Annotated in this window: 17 protein-coding genes and 1 tRNA gene; 11 read left to right on the top strand and 7 right to left on the bottom strand. The window is 65.5% G+C overall.

The window, feature by feature from the left end; genetic code table 11:
- Nucleotides 1–2: 2 nt before the first annotated feature.
- The 3 genes from ACU0DV_RS13565 to ACU0DV_RS13555 form a co-directional block, all read right to left on the bottom strand.
- Complete coding sequence (locus ACU0DV_RS13565; protein ID WP_283981609.1) at nt 3–479, bottom strand: YqhA family protein; 477 nt, start codon at nt 477–479, stop codon at nt 3–5.
- 53 nt (nt 480–532) lie between these two features.
- A complete protein-coding gene (locus ACU0DV_RS13560) occupies nt 533–1708 on the bottom strand; it encodes an acetyl-CoA C-acyltransferase family protein (protein ID WP_446241619.1) in 1176 nt (391 codons plus the stop codon).
- 323 nt (nt 1709–2031) lie between these two features.
- Nucleotides 2032–3384, bottom strand: a complete 1353-nt coding sequence (locus ACU0DV_RS13555) for a mechanosensitive ion channel family protein (RefSeq protein ID WP_446241618.1) — start codon at nt 3382–3384, stop codon at nt 2032–2034.
- A 297-nt stretch (nt 3385–3681) separates the two neighbouring features.
- Here ACU0DV_RS13555 and leuC point away from each other — a divergent pair, with 297 nt between their 5' ends.
- From leuC to ACU0DV_RS13525, 6 genes are all read left to right on the top strand, one after another.
- Complete coding sequence (leuC, locus tag ACU0DV_RS13550; protein ID WP_100928591.1) at nt 3682–5085, top strand: 3-isopropylmalate dehydratase large subunit; 1404 nt, start codon at nt 3682–3684, stop codon at nt 5083–5085.
- Nucleotide 5086: 1 nt separating this feature from the next.
- Nucleotides 5087–5392 carry a hypothetical protein gene (locus ACU0DV_RS13545; RefSeq protein WP_283981606.1) on the top strand — a complete coding sequence of 102 codons (306 nt, stop codon included), beginning with the start codon at nt 5087–5089 and terminating at the stop codon, nt 5390–5392.
- A gap of 5 nt (nt 5393–5397) precedes the next feature.
- The gene (gene leuD / locus ACU0DV_RS13540; RefSeq protein ID WP_100928589.1) at nt 5398–6003 is read left to right on the top strand and encodes a 3-isopropylmalate dehydratase small subunit; all 606 of its coding nucleotides are present in this window, start codon (nt 5398–5400) and stop codon (nt 6001–6003) included.
- 109 nt (nt 6004–6112) lie between these two features.
- The gene (locus ACU0DV_RS13535) at nt 6113–6646 is read left to right on the top strand and encodes an HdeD family acid-resistance protein (RefSeq protein ID WP_283981604.1); all 534 of its coding nucleotides are present in this window, start codon (nt 6113–6115) and stop codon (nt 6644–6646) included.
- A gap of 355 nt (nt 6647–7001) precedes the next feature.
- Nucleotides 7002–7832, top strand: coding sequence for a hypothetical protein (locus ACU0DV_RS13530; protein ID WP_370311452.1), 831 nt, complete (start codon nt 7002–7004; stop codon nt 7830–7832).
- 182 nt (nt 7833–8014) lie between these two features.
- Entirely contained in the window at nt 8015–8833 is an 819-nt protein-coding gene (locus tag ACU0DV_RS13525; RefSeq protein WP_446241617.1) for an endonuclease/exonuclease/phosphatase family protein, read from the top strand.
- On the opposite strand, the gene ACU0DV_RS13520 is transcribed toward ACU0DV_RS13525, so the two are convergent.
- A complete protein-coding gene (locus ACU0DV_RS13520; protein ID WP_446241616.1) occupies nt 8766–9689 on the bottom strand; it encodes an NAD-dependent epimerase/dehydratase family protein in 924 nt (307 codons plus the stop codon). The genes ACU0DV_RS13525 and ACU0DV_RS13520 overlap by 68 nt on opposite strands.
- A 93-nt stretch (nt 9690–9782) precedes the next feature.
- Between ACU0DV_RS13520 and ACU0DV_RS13515 the strand changes: the two genes are divergently transcribed.
- The 4 genes from ACU0DV_RS13515 to ACU0DV_RS13500 all read left to right on the top strand — a co-directional run bounded on the left by ACU0DV_RS13515 (nt 9783) and on the right by ACU0DV_RS13500 (nt 13256).
- A complete protein-coding gene (locus tag ACU0DV_RS13515) occupies nt 9783–10676 on the top strand; it encodes a LysR family transcriptional regulator (protein ID WP_446241615.1) in 894 nt (297 codons plus the stop codon).
- Nucleotides 10677–10733: 57 nt separating this feature from the next.
- Nucleotides 10734–11837, top strand: a complete 1104-nt coding sequence (gene leuB, locus ACU0DV_RS13510) for a 3-isopropylmalate dehydrogenase (RefSeq protein WP_100928585.1) — start codon at nt 10734–10736, stop codon at nt 11835–11837.
- A 300-nt stretch (nt 11838–12137) separates the two neighbouring features.
- Complete coding sequence (locus ACU0DV_RS13505; RefSeq protein WP_100928584.1) at nt 12138–13106, top strand: DMT family transporter; 969 nt, start codon at nt 12138–12140, stop codon at nt 13104–13106.
- A gap of 73 nt (nt 13107–13179) precedes the next feature.
- Nucleotides 13180–13256 (top strand) — tRNA-Pro (locus ACU0DV_RS13500).
- A gap of 146 nt (nt 13257–13402) precedes the next feature.
- Here the strand turns inward: ACU0DV_RS13500 and bla are convergent.
- On the bottom strand, nt 13403–14284 hold the full coding sequence (gene bla / locus ACU0DV_RS13495) for a class A beta-lactamase (RefSeq protein ID WP_446241614.1): 882 nt from the start codon (nt 14282–14284) through the stop codon (nt 13403–13405).
- Nucleotides 14285–14424: 140 nt separating this feature from the next.
- On the opposite strand from bla, the gene ACU0DV_RS13490 reads away from it, so the two are divergent.
- Nucleotides 14425–15294: a LysR family transcriptional regulator gene (locus ACU0DV_RS13490; protein WP_100928582.1), complete on the top strand. Its 870-nt coding sequence runs from the start codon at nt 14425–14427 to the stop codon at nt 15292–15294.
- A 200-nt stretch (nt 15295–15494) separates the two neighbouring features.
- On the opposite strand, the gene ACU0DV_RS13485 is transcribed toward ACU0DV_RS13490, so the two are convergent.
- Together ACU0DV_RS13485 and ACU0DV_RS13480 are read right to left on the bottom strand one after the other, a co-directional pair.
- Nucleotides 15495–15689 carry a CsbD family protein gene (locus ACU0DV_RS13485; protein ID WP_100928581.1) on the bottom strand — a complete coding sequence of 65 codons (195 nt, stop codon included), beginning with the start codon at nt 15687–15689 and terminating at the stop codon, nt 15495–15497.
- Between the two features lie 44 nt (nt 15690–15733).
- Nucleotides 15734–15976: a hypothetical protein gene (locus ACU0DV_RS13480; protein WP_100928580.1), complete on the bottom strand. Its 243-nt coding sequence runs from the start codon at nt 15974–15976 to the stop codon at nt 15734–15736.
- Nucleotides 15977–16084: the final 108 nt, after the last annotated feature.

Genomic DNA, 16084 nt, shown 5'->3' with positions numbered 1-16084 from the left:
CGCTACTCGCCCTTGTTCCCGGCCTTCACGCTGATGAACCACGTCAGCGCGGCGATCACCGCGGCGATGCCGATGCCCAGCCCCATGAGGTCGCGCGCCCCGTCCCAGGCCACGGCCTGCCCGAGGAAGACCACCGCAAGCACCACGATCACCACCGACAGGAGCTTGTTCTTCAGGTCGTCCAGCGTGCGGATCTTCAGCCATTCCGGCAGGCGCACGTCTGTGTTGATGAACAGCGAATAAAGCCCGACGGAGATGATGTAGAACACCGTCCCCATGAGGAAGAGGTCGATGATCTCGATGAATTCCAGCGCCATCTCCTTGGCGCCCTTGCGTGTGACCTCGGCCTTCTCGATCAGCGAGAAAACCAGCTTGCCGCCCTCCAGGAAGCCGTAGACCATCAGGCAGACGGCGGCGATAAGAGCGCCCACGACCGCGATCATCACGAGATACCGGGCATTTCCGAGCACTGGCTTCATGAACTCGCTCCTCGGCGATGTAGGGTGGAGTTTCACTCCACCCCCTTTCCGTGTCAGATCCGCTCGATGGCGAGGGCGATGCCCTGTCCGCCGCCGATGCACATGGTGATCAGCGCCTTCGACCCGCCGATGCGTTCAAGCTCATAAAGCGCCTTCACCGTGATGATCGCGCCCGTCGCGCCGACCGGGTGGCCAAGGGCGATGGCGCCGCCGTTGGGGTTCACCTTCGCCGGGTCGAGACCGAGGGCCTTGTTCACCGCCAGCGCTTGCGCCGCGAAGGCCTCGTTCGACTCGATCACGTCGAAGTCGTCCGCGGTCAGTCCGGTGCGCTTCAGCAGCGCCTCGACCGCCGGGACGGGGCCGATGCCCATGACCTCCGGACGGACACCGGCGTGGGCGTAGCCCAGCACGCGGGCCCGAGGCTTGAGGCCGGCCTTCTCTGCGGCGCCGGCGCGGGCCACGACCAGCGCCGCGGCGCCGTCGTTGATGCCGGAGGCGTTGCCCGCCGTCACGGTGCCGTCCTTCTTGAAGGCGGGGCGCAGGCCGGCCAGCGCCTCGAGGCTGGTGGCCTTGGGGTGTTCGTCGGTCCTGAAGCTGACGGTGTCGCGCTTCACCTTCACCTCGACCGGCACGATCTGGCTGTCGAAATACCCGGCCTCGATGGCGGCGGCGGCGCGTTTCTGGCTCTCAAAGGCGAAGGCGTCCTGCTCCTCGCGGCTGACGGAATGCTCGGCCGATACGTTTTCCGCCGTCACGCCCATGTGGCCGGTGCCGAAGGGGCAGTTCAGCGCGCCCAGCATCATGTCCAGCGTGCGGATGTCGCCCATCTTGGCGCCCCAGCGCTGGTCCGGCACGATGTAGGGCGAGCGCGACATTGCCTCTGCCCCGCCGACGAGGGCGAAGTCCGCATCGCCGAGCGCCAGCGCCTGCACGCCCGACACGATGGCCTGCGCGCCCGATCCGCACAGCCGGTTGACGTTCATCGCCGGAACGGTGTCGGGGATGCCCGCCTGCATCGCGGCGACGCGGCTGAGGTACATGTCGCGCGGTTCGGTGTTGATGACGTGCCCGAACACCACGGTGCCGATCTGGCCGCCTTCGACGCCGGATCGTTCCAGCGCCGCCTTCGCCGCGGCGGTGGCGGTGTCGATCGGTGCCACGCCGGACAGGCTGCCGCCGAAGGTGCCCATGGCGGTGCGGGCACCGCCGAGGATTACGATGTCGTCCATGAAAATCTCCCCTCTTCTTGCGCGACTATGCGCAGGCACGGGGAGGATGTCAGCCGCGACGTTTCGTCCTTTCGGTTTTCCTCAGTGCCGCCGGTGAGACAACGGGGGCGTGGGGCGGCTGGACGGTTTGCGACTGACCAGTCGGGCCAGTTCCTGCCAGATCGAGAGCTTCCGCGAGGAGCACAGCCCGCGCGGCGCCACGTTCGGCCCGCCACCCGACGCAAAGGGATTGCCCTGCGCCTTGCGCGTGGTGTGTCTGCTGTGACCGGGTTCTTCGTACTGTGACATGCACCAGAGATGGTGCGCGCGCTCCTAAAGTCCCGTTAATCCACGCCCGCCGTGGCGGGTTTTTCCGCGTCCGGGCCGTCCTTCAGAAGGCGGACCTCGCGCTGCGGGAAGGGGATGGAGATGCCGTTTTCCTGAAAGGCGTCCCAGAGCGCGAGGAAGACGTTGCCGCGGATGTTCGTCAGGCCGCCCGTGGGGTCGGTGATCCAGAAGCGCAGGATGTAGTCGACGGACGAATCGCCGAAACCCACCACGTGGCAGACCGGCGGCTTGAAGGTCAGCACGCGTTCCACGCCCTTGGCGGCCTCGATGGCGATCTTGCGGACCTTGTGCGGGTCGTCGTGGTAGGAGGTGCCGAAGTAGATATCCAGCCGGACGAAATCGTTCGAGTGCGACCAGTTCACCACCTGTCCGGTGATCAGGTCCTCGTTCGGGATCAGGTATTCCTTGCCGTCGCGGGTGACGACGCTGACATAGCGCGCGCCCAGCGACTCGATCCAGCCGAAGGTCTCGCCAAGGCTGATGACGTCGCCCGGCTTGATCGACTTGTCGAGCAGGATGATGATGCCGGAGACGAGGTTCGAGACCACCTTTTGCAGGCCGAAGCCGAGGCCGACGCCGATGGCACCGGACAGCACGGCAAGCCCGGTCAGGTCGACGCCAACGGATTTCAGCGCGATGAAGAAGGCGGAGCCGAAGAGCACCACCTGAAGCACCTTCACCGCCAGCACCTGCATGGACGGGCTGATGTCCTTGTTGCGCTGGATCGAGGCGGCGGAGGCGCCCACCATCAGCCGCGCCATTGCCAGCATGCAGGCCATGACGACGATGGCCTTCAGGATCAGCCAGACGGACAGCCGGGTCTCTCCGATGGTCAGCGCGACGGATTCCAGCGTCCCCTGCGTCTCGTCCGTCCAGCCGAGGATCGACAGCGTCGCCCATGTCCAGGCGCCGTACCGCACCACCACGCCAAGCGCGGGGTTGGCGATCATCCGGGTGGCGAAGGCGATGAAGAGCCAGGCGGTCGACAGGTTCGCCACCACCCGCAGAAGGACCGTGCGGGAGTTCCACGTGAGCTCCTTCATCACGAGGTAGACGACCCAGATCATCGCCACGAAGAGGATCATCCGCATCCGGCGCTGGACGATCAGGCCGATGCGCAGGCGCCACTTCGGCCAGTTGTCGCGTGCCCGGAGCCATTCGGCGTAACGCGGCTGGAGCGCGGCGCGCATTGCCCATGCCAAGAAGAACAACCCGATCACGATGCCGATCTGGTAGAGCGTCCAGGGGCGCATCGCCTCCCGCCAGAGGATCGCGCCCTCGGACGACAGGAACTCCCAGATCCCTCGGATGGCCTCGGGGTCGATGGGCAGCGTCTCTTGTGGGTCCATGCGGGCTTTTCGTCCTCTGCGTCCGCTCGTGGGAGAACAGTCTATTGCAACCGGCCCAGCAAGCAAGCCTGAGGGTGATCCGCGCGACATGCGCTTACCCTTGATAGACTCGGCCGCAGGCTGTATCTCCCGCCCATGGCAAGACTGCTCAACCTCGGAGACCGCGCCCGTCTGCGCGAACGTTTCTTCGGCGCGACCCACACGGTGCTCGCCCGTCTATCCGTGTGATTTCGCGCGTGGCCCCGTCCACGCGCCTGCCATCCTGTTACACCCATGCAAAATCACGGGAGAGGACCGATGTCCCCCAAGACACTCTATGACAAGATCTGGGATGCCCATGTCGTCAGCGAAGACGCGGACGGCACCTGCCTCCTTTATATCGACCGCCACCTCGTCCACGAGGTGACGTCGCCTCAGGCATTCGAAGGTCTCCGCATGGCGGGCCGCAAGGTGCGCGCGCCGGAAAAGACCATCGCCGTGCCGGACCACAACGTGCCGACCACGCCGGGCCGCGAAGACCCGAAGAACATGACCGAGGATTCGGCCATCCAGGTCGCCGCGCTGGACAAGAACGCCAAGGACTTCGGCGTGCACTACTACCCGGTGAGCGACGTCCGCCAGGGCATCGTGCACATCGTCGGGCCGGAGAACGGCTGGACGCTGCCGGGCATGACGGTCGTGTGCGGTGACTCCCATACCGCGACACACGGCGCCTTCGGCGCGCTGGCGCATGGCATCGGCACCTCCGAGGTGGAGCACGTGCTGGCCACCCAGACGCTGATCCAGAAGAAGTCGAAGAACATGAAGGTCGAGATTACCGGCAAGCTGCGCCCCGGTGTGACCGCGAAGGACATCACCCTCTCCGTCATCGGCGCCACCGGCACCGCGGGCGGCACCGGCTATGTCATCGAGTACTGCGGCGAGGCGATCCGCGACCTGTCGATGGAAGGCCGCATGACGGTCTGCAACATGGCCATCGAGGGCGGCGCCCGCGCCGGCCTGATCGCGCCGGACGAGAAGACCTTCGAATACGTGAAGGGCCGTGCCCACGCGCCGAAGGGTGCGCAGTACGAGGCCGCGCTGAACTGGTGGAAGACGCTCTACTCGGACGACGATGCCCATTGGGACAAGGTCGTGACGATCAAGGGCGAAGAAATCGAGCCGGTCGTGACCTGGGGCACCTCGCCCGAGGACGTGCTGCCGATTTCCGCCTTCGTGCCCGCGCCGGAGGACTTCAAGGGCGGCAAGGTCGAGGCGGCGAAACGTGCGCTGGCCTACATGGGCCTGACGCCGGGCCAGAAGCTGACCGACATCGAGATTGACACCGTCTTTATCGGGTCCTGCACCAACGGCCGGATCGAGGACCTGCGCGCCGCAGCGCAGATCGTCGAAGGCAAGAAGATCAAGGTCGGCCGCGCGATGGTGGTTCCGGGCTCCGGTCTTGTCAGGGCGCAGGCCGAGGAAGAGGGGCTCGACAAGATCTTCACCGATGCCGGGTTCGAATGGCGCCTTGCGGGCTGTTCCATGTGCCTCGCGATGAACCCCGACCAGCTGTCCGAGGGTGAGCGCTGCGCCTCGACCTCGAACCGCAACTTCGAGGGCCGTCAGGGCTACAAGGGCCGCACGCACCTCGTGTCGCCCGCCATGGCCGCCGCCGCCGCACTGACCGGTCGCCTGACCGACGTGCGGGAGCTGATGTAAGATGGTCCGGGCCACGCTCGACGGGCCGTCGGCCGGGGGTGCTGTCGATCGCAGCGCCTCCAGCCGCGACCCGCGTGCAGTCGGCCTGGCCGCTCTCGGCTTTCTGCCGCTGCTGGCGTGCTTCTTCGCGACGATCCTCTGGCTCGTCCTTGCACAGCCCGACATGCCCTTCGCCCTGATCGGCTTTGTCGCGGCCTTCGCCAGCATCGGCGCGGCCATCGCGTGGGTGGGCCTTGTGCTGACCCGCGCGCGCCGCAGGTCCAACCCGACACATGGCGGCGCAGTCCGCCCCTCCATCAAGGATTAACCCGAATGGAAAAGTTCGAAAAACTCACCGGGATCGCGGCGCCCATGCCGCTGGTCAACATCGACACCGACATGATCATCCCGAAGGTCTTCCTGAAGACGATCAAGCGCTCCGGCCTTGGCGTGAACCTCTTTGACGAGATGCGCTATGACCGGCAGGGCAACGAGGTCCCCGATTTCGTGCTGAACCAGCCGCAGTACCGCGAGGCGGAGATCCTCGTCGCGGGTGACAACTTCGGCTGCGGCTCCTCGCGCGAGCACGCGCCCTGGGCGCTGAAGGACTTCGGCATCAAGTCGATCATTTCGACCTCCTTCGCCGACATCTTCTACAACAACTGCTTCAAGAACGGCATCCTGCCGATCGTCCTGCCGCAGGAGGCCGTCGACATCCTGATGAAGGACGCCGAAAAAGGCTCCAACGCGCGGATGATCGTCGACCTGGAAAACCAGACCGTGTCGTCCTCCGAGGGCGAAACCTTCTCGTTCGAGGTCGACCCCTTCAAGAAGCACTGCCTGCTCGAAGGTCTCGACGACATCGGGCTGTCGCTTGAAAAGGCCCCGGCCATCGACAGCTACGAAGCGAAGATGGCGCAGGAACGTCCCTGGGTCTGACCGCCTTGCCATGGGCCCGCCCAGCCGGCGGGCCCTTTTGACGCAGCGCGCAACCGCGCCTGCCTGTCCCGCGTTTTGATCCCAGAAGATCAAAGTTCCGGAGCCGCCCATGTCTTCCCGCACATTCCTTTCCCTGTCCGGCCTCGTTCTGATCGTCGGCGGCATCCTTTCGCTGCTGCTGCCTTTCGCGGCGTCGTTGGCCGTCACGCTGATCGTCGGCTGGGCCTTTGCCATCGCGGGCGTCGTGCACGTGGCGGCGGCCTTCGGCGAGGGTGGAAACCGGCTGTGGAACGGGCTCTTCGGGCTGCTGGAAATCGTTCTGGGCCTAAGCTTCATCTTCAACCCGCTGTCGGGGATGATCTCCCTCACGCTGCTGCTGGGCGTCCTGTTCTTCGCCTCCGGCGTGATGCAGCTTGCCCTCGCATGGGTGCGGCGCGATGCGGACAGCATCTGGATGCTGGCGCTGTCGGGGGCGATTTCCGTCGCGCTGGCGGTGTTGATCGCCTTCAACCTCGTCGAGGCCTCGACCACCGTGCCGGGTGTGTTGCTGGGGATCGAGCTGATTTCGACCGGGGTGGCTTTCCTGATGCTGCGCCCGCGGCGAGACCGGATCGGGGCGGATCAGTCCGGAGATTCGCGCTGAACGGCGCAAATCTTGGTGTGTAACCAACTGAAAAGCCGAAGCGCTCAACCTTGGCGTATTGATTTACGTTAACGATAAATTTGCGGATGTGTCGGTGTGCCCTCGCGACCGACCGCAAGATGTTGTGCGCCCTTCAACATCGCCCCCGCAATGCCCGAAATTTGATGCAATCCGGCACCAGTGGATCCGCGAAACTGCCTGAAACTGCTTCAAAGTTTTCCACAGGTCTTGAGGCCTCGGGGGAAAAGGGGCAAAACTTGGGCAACAATGAGGCAGACCGCCATAATCGGCGGAATCGGGATGGAACGAGGGCGCGGCCATGGATCGCACCCGTCCGGAACGAAAGGGCAGATCTTTGATTTCACGTCTGGCGGCGGCCGCGGCGCGCGCGATTCTCGTGGCATTGCTCATTGCCCTGCCGGCGATGATGCTGCCGCAGGTTCGGCCCGATACCACGCAGATCGTTGCCTTGCTGGCCCTTGTCGCGGCCATGCTGACGTTTGTCGAATACGTCTCCGACTACCCCTCTCTGATCGAGTTCCGGGATGCGCCGCCGTTCAACCGCATCCGGTTCTTCGCGCTTTTCATGTCGGTCGTTCTGATGACCCTGATCGCACGCGGGGCCGAGGCGCCCACGCCGCTGACCGGCCCGCTGCGCGGCATGGGGCACAGCATTGGCGCCGCCATGGATTTCCCCTTCTCGCCCGTACGCCTGATGGTGCTGGCTGCGCCCGCAGAAGCCTCCGAGACCGCGCGCGACCTGATCCGCAGCCTTGCCGGGCTTGCCTACCTGATCTCCATCAGCACGCTGGTGGTCTTTGTCGCGCTGGTGCGGCTGCTGGACTGGCCGCTGCGCAAGGGCGCGTTCAACTTCTTCGTCAACCTGCCGCTGTTCGATCCGACCACCGGCGGCGACGTGTTGCTGCGCCTAAAGCGGGACAGCCATTTTAACGTGGCCTTAGGGTTTTTGCTGCCATTCTTGTTCCCGGCGCTTCTCAAGGTGGCCTCGATCTGGGGCCTTGCGCCGAACATCCTGGATTCCCAGGCCCTAATCTGGACGATGGTGGCATGGTCCCTTCTCCCGGCAAGCCTGATCATGCGTGGGGTCGCCCTGATGCGGATCGCGGACCTGATCGAGGAAAAGCGCCGCCGCGCCTACGCACAGGCCGAACTGCAACTGGTCTGACCCCGCGCCCGTCGCGCGGCCTGAACAGGCGCGCGCGGATCGTCCCCTTCCTTTCGGCCCTCCTGCTGTTCCTGTCCTTCGCCGTCGCCGCCCGGGCGGAGGGCCTGCGCGTCGCAACATGGCACGGCGATTTCAGCCGGAAGGGGCCGGGGCTGCTGTTTCAGGGTATCGCGGCGGGGGAGGTGCCCCTTGGCCCGATCCTCGACGCCTCCCCCGATGTGCTGTTGCTGACCGACATGGACTACGACGGCGGGCTGACCGCGCTGTCCGCCCTGCGCGATGCGTTTCGGGAGGCGGGGCTGGACCTGCCGCATGTGCTGGCCGCGCGGCCCAACACCGGGCGGCCGACCGGGCTGGACCTCGACGGCGACGGGCGGCTGGGCGGGCCGCGCGATGCGCAGGGGTTCGGGTATTTCAACGGGCAGGGCGGCATGGCCGTGCTGGCACGCTATCCGCTGACGCTGGAGCGGGACCTGTCGGAACTGCTGTGGAAGGACACGCCGGAGAGCCTGATCGCCGCCAACGACCCGGGCCATGATGTCCAGAGACTGTCGACCGCTGCGCACTGGCAGGTGACTGTCGACACGCCGCATGGCCCGCTGGCGCTGCTGACGCTGGCCGCGACGCCGCCGGTGTTCGACGGGCCGGAGGACCGCAACGGCCGGAGGAACTTTGACGAGGCAGTGCTGTGGTTGCACGTCCTCGATGGCCGGATGGGTGAGATGCCGCAGATGCCGGTGATCCTGCTCGGCAACCTCAACGTCGATCCGGAGCGGGGCGACGGCCTGCGCGAGGCGGCCCGGCGGGTTCTGGGCCACGACCGCCTTCAGGACCCGATGCCGGGGTCGGATACGGTGCGGTGGGACAGAACGGGGCCGATGCGGGTGTCCTACGTGCTGCCCGACGCGCGGTTCGCCGTCATCGGCGCCGGTGTCACTGGGCCTGCGGCTGACGCGGGCCCGCATGGGTTGGTCTGGGTCGATCTGGCGTGGCCCCGATGATCGGTGCAAGCGCGCGGGCGATCGCGTCGTCGAGCGGCGTTTCCTGGAAGTCCGGCAAAACGGCGTCCAAGCTGTCGCGGGTCAGCCTGTGGGGCTTCGACCAGAGGTAGCGCATTTCCAGCAAGGGCGCGGCCATGGGCCAGAACGGCCGCGCGAGCCAGAGCGGCAGCCAGGACATGCGGCGGAGCTTTACCGGACGGTTCAGCGCGCGGGCGCAGGCCAAGGCCAGGTCCCGGCCGGTCAGCGTGTAGCCCGGGAAGTTGATGTCGGACACGCGGGGCAGTTCCTTGCGATGGTCCGCCAGTCGCACCGCGGCACGGGCCATGTCCGGCAGGAAGGCCCAGGCGTGATCCGCATCCGGGTCGCCGGGCCAGGTCAGGACACCCCGCCGAAGCGAGGGGGCGATCTGCTTGTCGAACCAGTTGCCGGACGCCTCGGTGTCGAGGAAATCGCCCGCGCGCAGGATGATGACCTGAACGCCGGAGGCGCGCAGGCTTTCCTCCATCGCGATCCGCACCCGGCCAAGCGGATTGGTGGCGGCGTGGGGCACGCCCGGGCCGAACTCCGCCTGGGCGTCGACGCCGAAGACATAGACATTGCCCGGCACGAGGATCGTCGCGCCGGAAGCCTTCGCCGCCGCGATCACCCGTGCGGTCAGGCCGGGGATCTGCGCCGCCCAGTCCGTGTAGGCCGGGTTCCAGCCGTGAACGATCACGTCCATGCCCTCTGCCGCCTGCATCAGGTCGTCCTGTGTCCGGTCGAACAGGTGGACCCGCCAGCCGGCATTCCAGAACGCCTCTGCCGCGTTGCGCCCGAAACGCCCGGTGGCGCCAAGGATAAGGACCCGTCCCGTCATGATCTCGCTCCTGCATCTGGATGGCCGTCATGATGATCTATTCAACGCGATGCCGGAATTGCCGGTTTTCGCAGAACGTGTATTCATTAGTGAATGGATGCCTTTGCCAAGCTCGACTGGTCGCTGGTGCAGACCTTCCTCGCCGTCGGCGAGAGCGGATCGCTGTCGGAGGCGGCGCGGCGGCTCAACATCTCGCAGCCGACGGCGGGCCGGCAGGTGAAGCAGATGGAAGAGGCGCTGGACGTCACGCTGTTCCACCGGCAGGCGCGCGGGCTGTGCCTGACGGAGGCGGGGACGGCGCTGATGCCGTACGCACGGACCATGGCGGAGTCGCTGAACGCGCTGAGCCTTGCCGCCGCGGGACGGTCGGAGAAGCTGTCCGGTCCGGTCAGGATCACCGCCAGCGTCTTTACCTCGCAGGTGCATCTGCCGCCGATCATCGCCCGCCTGCGCCAGGAAGAGCCGGAGATCAGCATCGACCTCGTGCCCACCGACCGGTCGGAGAACCTGCTGTACCGCGAGGCCGACATCGCCGTGCGCATGTACCAGACAGAACAGCTCGACATCGTGACGAAGTACATCGGCGAAATCGAGCTGGGCCTCTATGCGTCGAAGGATTACATCGCGCGGCGCGGGCGGCTGACCGACATCGCGCGGTTCTTCGAACATGATGTGGTGGGTTATGACCGGTCGGACCTGATCCTGAAGGGCATGCGCGACTTCGGGCTGGAGGTGCAGCGGGACTGGTTCGCCACCCGCACGGATCACCAGACCGTCTACTGGGAACTGGTGCGTGCGGGCTGCGGGATCGGCTTTGCCCAGTGCCTTTTCGCTGACGCCGACCCGAAGGTGGAACGCCTTCTTCCCGATATCCCGATGCCGACCTTGCCGGTCTGGCTGGCGGCGCATGAGGCGATGCGCAACACGCCCCGGATCAGGCGGGTCTGGGACGCGCTGGCCGAGGGGCTCAGGCCCTGCGTTTCTTGACGTTTCGTCGCCCAGCCGATAGGCGACAACGCAATCACGAACAAAGGACAGCCTTCCATGAGCAATCCCTCGCTTCTCATCCTGCCCGGTGACGGGATCGGCCCCGAAGTCATGGCCGAAGTGCGCAAGGTCATCGACTGGTACGGTGCCAAGCGCGACCTTGCTTTCGACGTCTCCGAAGACCTCGTGGGCGGTGCGGCCTACGACGCGCACGGAACGCCGCTGACCGATGAGACGATGGCCAAGGCGCAGGAAGCCGACGCTGTCCTGCTGGGTGCCGTGGGCGGTCCGAAGTACGACGTGCTGGACTTCTCGGTGAAGCCGGAGCGCGGCCTTCTGCGCCTGCGCAAGGAGATGGACCTTTACGCCAACCTGCGCCCGGCGCAGTGCTTTGACGCGCTGGCGGATTTCTCGTCCCTGAAGACCGACGTGGTTGCGGGCCTCGACATCATGATCGTGCGCGAGCTGACCTCCGGTGTCTACTTCGGCGAGCCGCGCGGCATCATCGAGGAAGGCAACGAGCGGGTGGGCATCAACACCCAGCGCTACACCGAGTCGGAGATCGACCGCGTGGCGCGCTCCGCATTCGAACTCGCGATGCGCCGCAACAAGAAGCTGTGCTCGATGGAGAAGGCCAACGTCATGGAATCCGGCGTCCTGTGGCGCGAGGTCGTGACCGAGGTGGGCAAGGATTACCCGGAAGTCGAGCTGTCGCACATGTACGCCGACGCGGGCGCCATGCAGCTGACCCGCTGGCCCAAGCAGTTCGACGTGATCGTTACCGACAACCTGTTCGGCGACCTTTTGTCCGACCTCGCCGCGATGCTGACCGGGTCGCTGGGCATGCTGCCCTCCGCCTCGCTGGGGGCGCCGATGGCGAACGGCCGTCCGAAGGCGCTGTACGAGCCGGTGCACGGCTCCGCGCCGGATATCGCCGGTCAGGGCAAGGCCAACCCGATCGCCTGCATCCTCAGCTTCGCCATGGCCCTGCGCTACTCGTTCGACCAGGGAGACGAGGCCACGCGTCTTGAGCAGGCGGTGGAGAAGGTGCTGGCCGACGGTCTGCGCACCGCCGACCTGCTGGGCGAAGAAGGCAAGGCGCCGGTGTCGACCACCGAGATGGGCGATGCCATCGTTGCGGCGCTCGACGCCAGCCTCTGACGAATCGTCTGGCCTGAGATGATCGGGGCGGTGCCACATGGCGCCGCCCTTTTCCGTCCCGCGCCCGGGTCGTGACCTAGACGGGCGGCCGCTGCATCGGGCTTGCGCGGCCTTATGCCCATGCACCGCGAGCGCGGTTTCGCCATGCCGTACCGGCCCTTGCAGGGCATGTGACAATGGCGCACCGGTGAAGTTGCGTGCAAAGCGCAGACTTTATGGATTTTGGCGGGCGGGGTGGTCTTGCATCCGCGCGAAGGCTGCGCTTAGCGTTGCTACAAACAAGAACACAGGCCTCCCGACATGTCACCCAACGCAAAAGGCGCGCTGCTCGCGCTGACCGCCTTCGGTATTTTCGCGACGCACGATGTGATCATCAAATATCTCGGGGCGAGCTACTCTCCGTTCCAGGTGATCTTCTTTTCGACGCTGATGTCGTTCCCTCTGGTCAGCTTCATGCTGATGCGCGATCCGCTGCCCGGCACGCTGCGCCCGGTTCACCCGTGGTGGACCGCGATCCGGACCGCCGCGGCGATGATCAACGGGATGTGCGCGTTCTACGCCTTCTCTGTCCTGCCGCTTGCGCAGACCTATGCGATCCTCTTCGCCACGCCGCTGCTGATCACGCTCCTGTCGATCCCGCTGCTGGGCGAACGTGTTGGCTGGCGCCGGGGACTTGCGGTCGGTGTCGGGCTGCTGGGCGTTCTCGTGGTGCTGCGGCCCGGATCGACGCCGATGTCGCTGGGCCACCTCGCGGGGGTGGGATCAGCGATCTTCGGGGCGCTGGCCTCGATCATCGTGCGCAAGATCGGCAATGACGAACGCTCGGTCGTGCTGCTGCTTTACCCCATGGCGGCCAACTACATCGTCGTCGGGGCGCTGATGATCGCCGTCTACAAGCCCATGCCGATTCTCGATGTGGGCGCGGCGGCGCTGATCTCGGCCATGGGGTTCGTCGCAGGCCTCTTCCTGATCGCGGCCTACAAAAGCGGGGAGGCGACCATCGTCGCGCCCATGCAGTATTCGCAGATCCTTTGGGCGACGGCCTACGGCTACCTGCTGTTCGACGAGGGCGTCGACCGCTACACGGTCATCGGCGCCGGCATCATCATCGCGTCGGGCATCTACATCGTCCTGCGGGAAAGCGCGAAGAGCGGTTCCCAGACCCCGGTGCTGAGGACGAAGGCCCGCGGGTACGGGTCGTCGTTCCGCATATCTCCGTTCCTGCGCAGTTCGCGCAAACGGCCGGAACCGGCAATTCCGGGCGAGTGACGACGGTCGTGCAAAAGACCGCAAATGGTCTCTTGCCAAAGGCGCGCGGGCGATATATCCCGCGCTCCACGGTCGGAGCGTAGCTCAGCCTGGTAGAGCACTGTCTTCGGGAGGCAGGGGCCGGAGGTTCGAATCCTCTCGCTCCGACCAATACTTCAGGAAATACCGCGACACCTGGGTCGCATGGATTGCGTGCAGTTGGCACCGGCACCGTTTTGACAGCGGCGCCGATGCCGAAGCGCTTTCATGTGCCCGATCCATGCGGATTGAGATTGCCTTGACCGGGGCAGTTGCGCTCAGTCCGCCATGACGGCGATCACGGCGCTGCCGATTTTCTGCAGGGCGGCGTTGCGCGTGTCGAAATCCGCATCCGTGTCCGAGACGAAGATCGTGACGATCCATGGCGACGCGTCGTCCGGGATGACCACGGCGATGATGTTGCGCGTGTGGGTTCCGGCGCCGGACTTGTCGAGGATCTGCCAGCTTTCCGGCGCGTCCCTGCGCAGCAGGGCGCCGGTCACGCCGCCGTAGCTCATCCAGTCCGCCAGCTGATCGCGCGATTCCGCCGTCAGCACATCCCCGAGCAGGAGCCGGCTCAGCGTCGCGCTCATAGCCGCCGGAGTTGTCGTGTCGCGCGGATCGCCGGGCGCAAAGGCGTTCAGCCCGGGCTCCAGCCGATCCAGGCGGCTGACCTCGTCGCCACTGTCCCGGAAGGTCTGCGTCACGGCCTCTGGTCCACCCAGACGGTCGATCAGCAGGTTTGCGGCGGTGTTGTCGCTGATGTCGATAGCGGCCAGGCACAGTTCGCCGAGAGTCATCGTCTGGCCGACCTTCTGTTCGCTGACCGGCGCATAGGAGACGATGTCCTCTGCCGTCACGGGCAGCGCTTCTGCTAGGGACAGCTCCCCGGCGTCGCGCCGGGCAAGCACGGCGCCGCACAGCGGGACCTTCACGGTGCTGTTCATCAGGAAGCGTTCGTCCTCGCGATGGGCCCACGTCAGACCTGATCCGGTGTCGACAAGCGACAGGCCGACGCGCGCGCCCAACCGTTCCTCGACCTGGCTGACAGTGTCCGACAGGGTTTCGAGAGGTGTCTGGGCAAGGGTGGCGGAGGCCAGAGACAGGCCGAGGGTAAGCCCTGCCGCGACGCGCGACAGGACGATGGCGGTGAACCGCATGATGGTGTCCTTTTCTGGGTAATGCGCCGTAGGGGGCGCCCGGGGTGACATCAATTGATGTCATGGCGTAGGTATATTTCGTCTTGCCGGCACCCCTCAAACGATAAATATTATGGCCTGCCATTAGCTGAGGTATTGCCGTGGATCGCCCAGACCTGCCGCTCAACGCTCTGCGCGTGTTCGAGGTCGCGATGCGTCAAGGCAGCTTTACCAAGGCCGCGATCGAGCTGCGCGTCACGCAGGCCGCGGTGAGTCACCAGATCGCGCGGCTCGAGGATCTGCTGGGCGCGACGCTGTTCCTGCGTACTTCGCAGGGGCTGGTGCCGACCGACGAGGGCTGCCTGCTGTTCCCGGTGCTCGAACACGGGTTCGATGCCATGGCACGCGTGCTCGACCGGCTGGGCAACCGACGCGACATCGAGGTGCTGAAGGTGGGGGTGAACACGACCTTCGCGCTTGGCTGGCTGATGCCACGGTTGGAGCAGTTCCGCCGCGCGTACCCTGAGATCGACCTGCGGATTTCGACCAACAACAACCGGGTGGAGATCCTGCGCGAAGGGCTCGACATGGCGATCCGCTTTGGCAATGGCGGCTGGACGGGTCACGATGCGATCCCGCTGATGGATGCGCCGCTGACGCCCCTTTGCGCGCCGTCTCTGGTCTCACGCCTGCTGCATCCGACCGACCTCGGACAGGTGACGCTCTTGCGCAGTTACCGCAGCGCGGAGTGGCCCGGATGGTTCGAGGCGGCGGGCACGCCCTGTCCGCCGGTCACCGGGCCGGTTTTCGACAGCTCCGTTGCGCTGGCCGAGCTTGCCGCGTCGGGCGCCGGCGCCGCGCTGCTGCCGGTGACGATGTTCGAAAGCCACATCGCGCAGGGCCGCCTAGCGCAGCCGTTCGGGGTGACCGTTTCGGCAGGGCGCTATTTCCTGGCGTGGCCGTCCGACAGGCGCGTGTCACCTGCCATGCGCGTCTTTTCGAACTGGCTGTCGGGAAAGGGGGCGTCGTAGATGGCCGGACCGGGGTGCGAAGCGGAGCCACGGTTATGGGGAACGCCGCGTGGCCTGAAACATACACCTGTATCCGGCTGTCGATGCCCTTTGCAGGCGTGGAAACCGCAAAGGAAAAGCCGCCGGACGTTTTTGCGTCCGGCGGCTTTGTAGGATGCCGTGCCCGAGGTAATTAAGCCCGGCACCCGATTCCGGGGCTATCAGCTTGCGAGCATCTCGTCGACGATGCGACGGGCGTCGTCCTTCGACTTGCCATACTTCTGCTGAAGCTGGCCTTCGAGCTGTTCGCGGTCGCCGCGTGCCTGCTCGAGTTCGTCGTCGGTGATCTCGCCGTACTTCTCGCGGATCATGCCCTTGATTTCAGTCCATTTGCCTTCGATACGATCGCGATCCATGTTCGCCTCCTGATCGTTGAAATTCTTCGGTGAAGACGCCAGAGTTAGTCGTTCTCGGCGACTTCGTCTTCCGGCGGGTTCACTTCCACCTTCGGGACGGTGACCGTGACTTCTTCTTCGGTCACGTCGACATCGCCGACTTCGGCGTCGAATTCGGGCATCTGACCACCTTCCACGGAAACTTCAGGCAGCTTTGCTTCCTGGGTCTGGTCGACGTCGATCATGTAGATGCCGAAGGCGATTGCGATGACAGCAACGACTGCGGCAAGAATTGCTCCGGTACGCATGATTTTTCTCCTTAGATATCAGAAAGATGCTTCTTTCTATGTTCTGAGGGGAGAACTCGGCTGCGACCTGAAAGGTTCCCGCAAAGTCGATGCGTCGGAGTTTTTTCG

It is taken from the genome of Sagittula sp. (assembly GCF_052825245.1).
Note: the sequence above shows the minus strand (reverse complement) of the source record. Positions and strands in the feature narration are given on the sequence as shown.

What these genes read in the sequence shown, in the direction of transcription:
- ACU0DV_RS13565 (WP_283981609.1), bottom strand. Translation starts at nt 479, where the DNA reads ATGAAGCCAGTGCTCGGAAATGCCCGGTATCTCGTGATGATCGCGGTC.
- ACU0DV_RS13555 (WP_446241618.1), bottom strand. Translation starts at nt 3,384, where the DNA reads ATGGACCCACAAGAGACGCTGCCCATCGACCCCGAGGCCATCCGAGGG.
- ACU0DV_RS13520 (WP_446241616.1), bottom strand. Translation starts at nt 9,689, where the DNA reads ATGACGGGACGGGTCCTTATCCTTGGCGCCACCGGGCGTTTCGGGCGC.
- bla (WP_446241614.1), bottom strand. Translation starts at nt 14,284, where the DNA reads ATGCGGTTCACCGCCATCGTCCTGTCGCGCGTCGCGGCAGGGCTTACC.
- ACU0DV_RS13480 (WP_100928580.1), bottom strand. Translation starts at nt 15,976, where the DNA reads ATGCGTACCGGAGCAATTCTTGCCGCAGTCGTTGCTGTCATCGCAATC.
- ACU0DV_RS13560 (WP_446241619.1), bottom strand. Translation starts at nt 1,708, where the DNA reads ATGGACGACATCGTAATCCTCGGCGGTGCCCGCACCGCCATGGGCACC.
- leuD (WP_100928589.1), top strand. Translation starts at nt 5,398, where the DNA reads ATGGAAAAGTTCGAAAAACTCACCGGGATCGCGGCGCCCATGCCGCTG.
- ACU0DV_RS13545 (WP_283981606.1), top strand. Translation starts at nt 5,087, where the DNA reads ATGGTCCGGGCCACGCTCGACGGGCCGTCGGCCGGGGGTGCTGTCGAT.
- ACU0DV_RS13485 (WP_100928581.1), bottom strand. Translation starts at nt 15,689, where the DNA reads ATGGATCGCGATCGTATCGAAGGCAAATGGACTGAAATCAAGGGCATG.
- ACU0DV_RS13535 (WP_283981604.1), top strand. Translation starts at nt 6,113, where the DNA reads ATGTCTTCCCGCACATTCCTTTCCCTGTCCGGCCTCGTTCTGATCGTC.
- leuC (WP_100928591.1), top strand. Translation starts at nt 3,682, where the DNA reads ATGTCCCCCAAGACACTCTATGACAAGATCTGGGATGCCCATGTCGTC.
- ACU0DV_RS13515 (WP_446241615.1), top strand. Translation starts at nt 9,783, where the DNA reads ATGGATGCCTTTGCCAAGCTCGACTGGTCGCTGGTGCAGACCTTCCTC.
- leuB (WP_100928585.1), top strand. Translation starts at nt 10,734, where the DNA reads ATGAGCAATCCCTCGCTTCTCATCCTGCCCGGTGACGGGATCGGCCCC.
- ACU0DV_RS13505 (WP_100928584.1), top strand. Translation starts at nt 12,138, where the DNA reads ATGTCACCCAACGCAAAAGGCGCGCTGCTCGCGCTGACCGCCTTCGGT.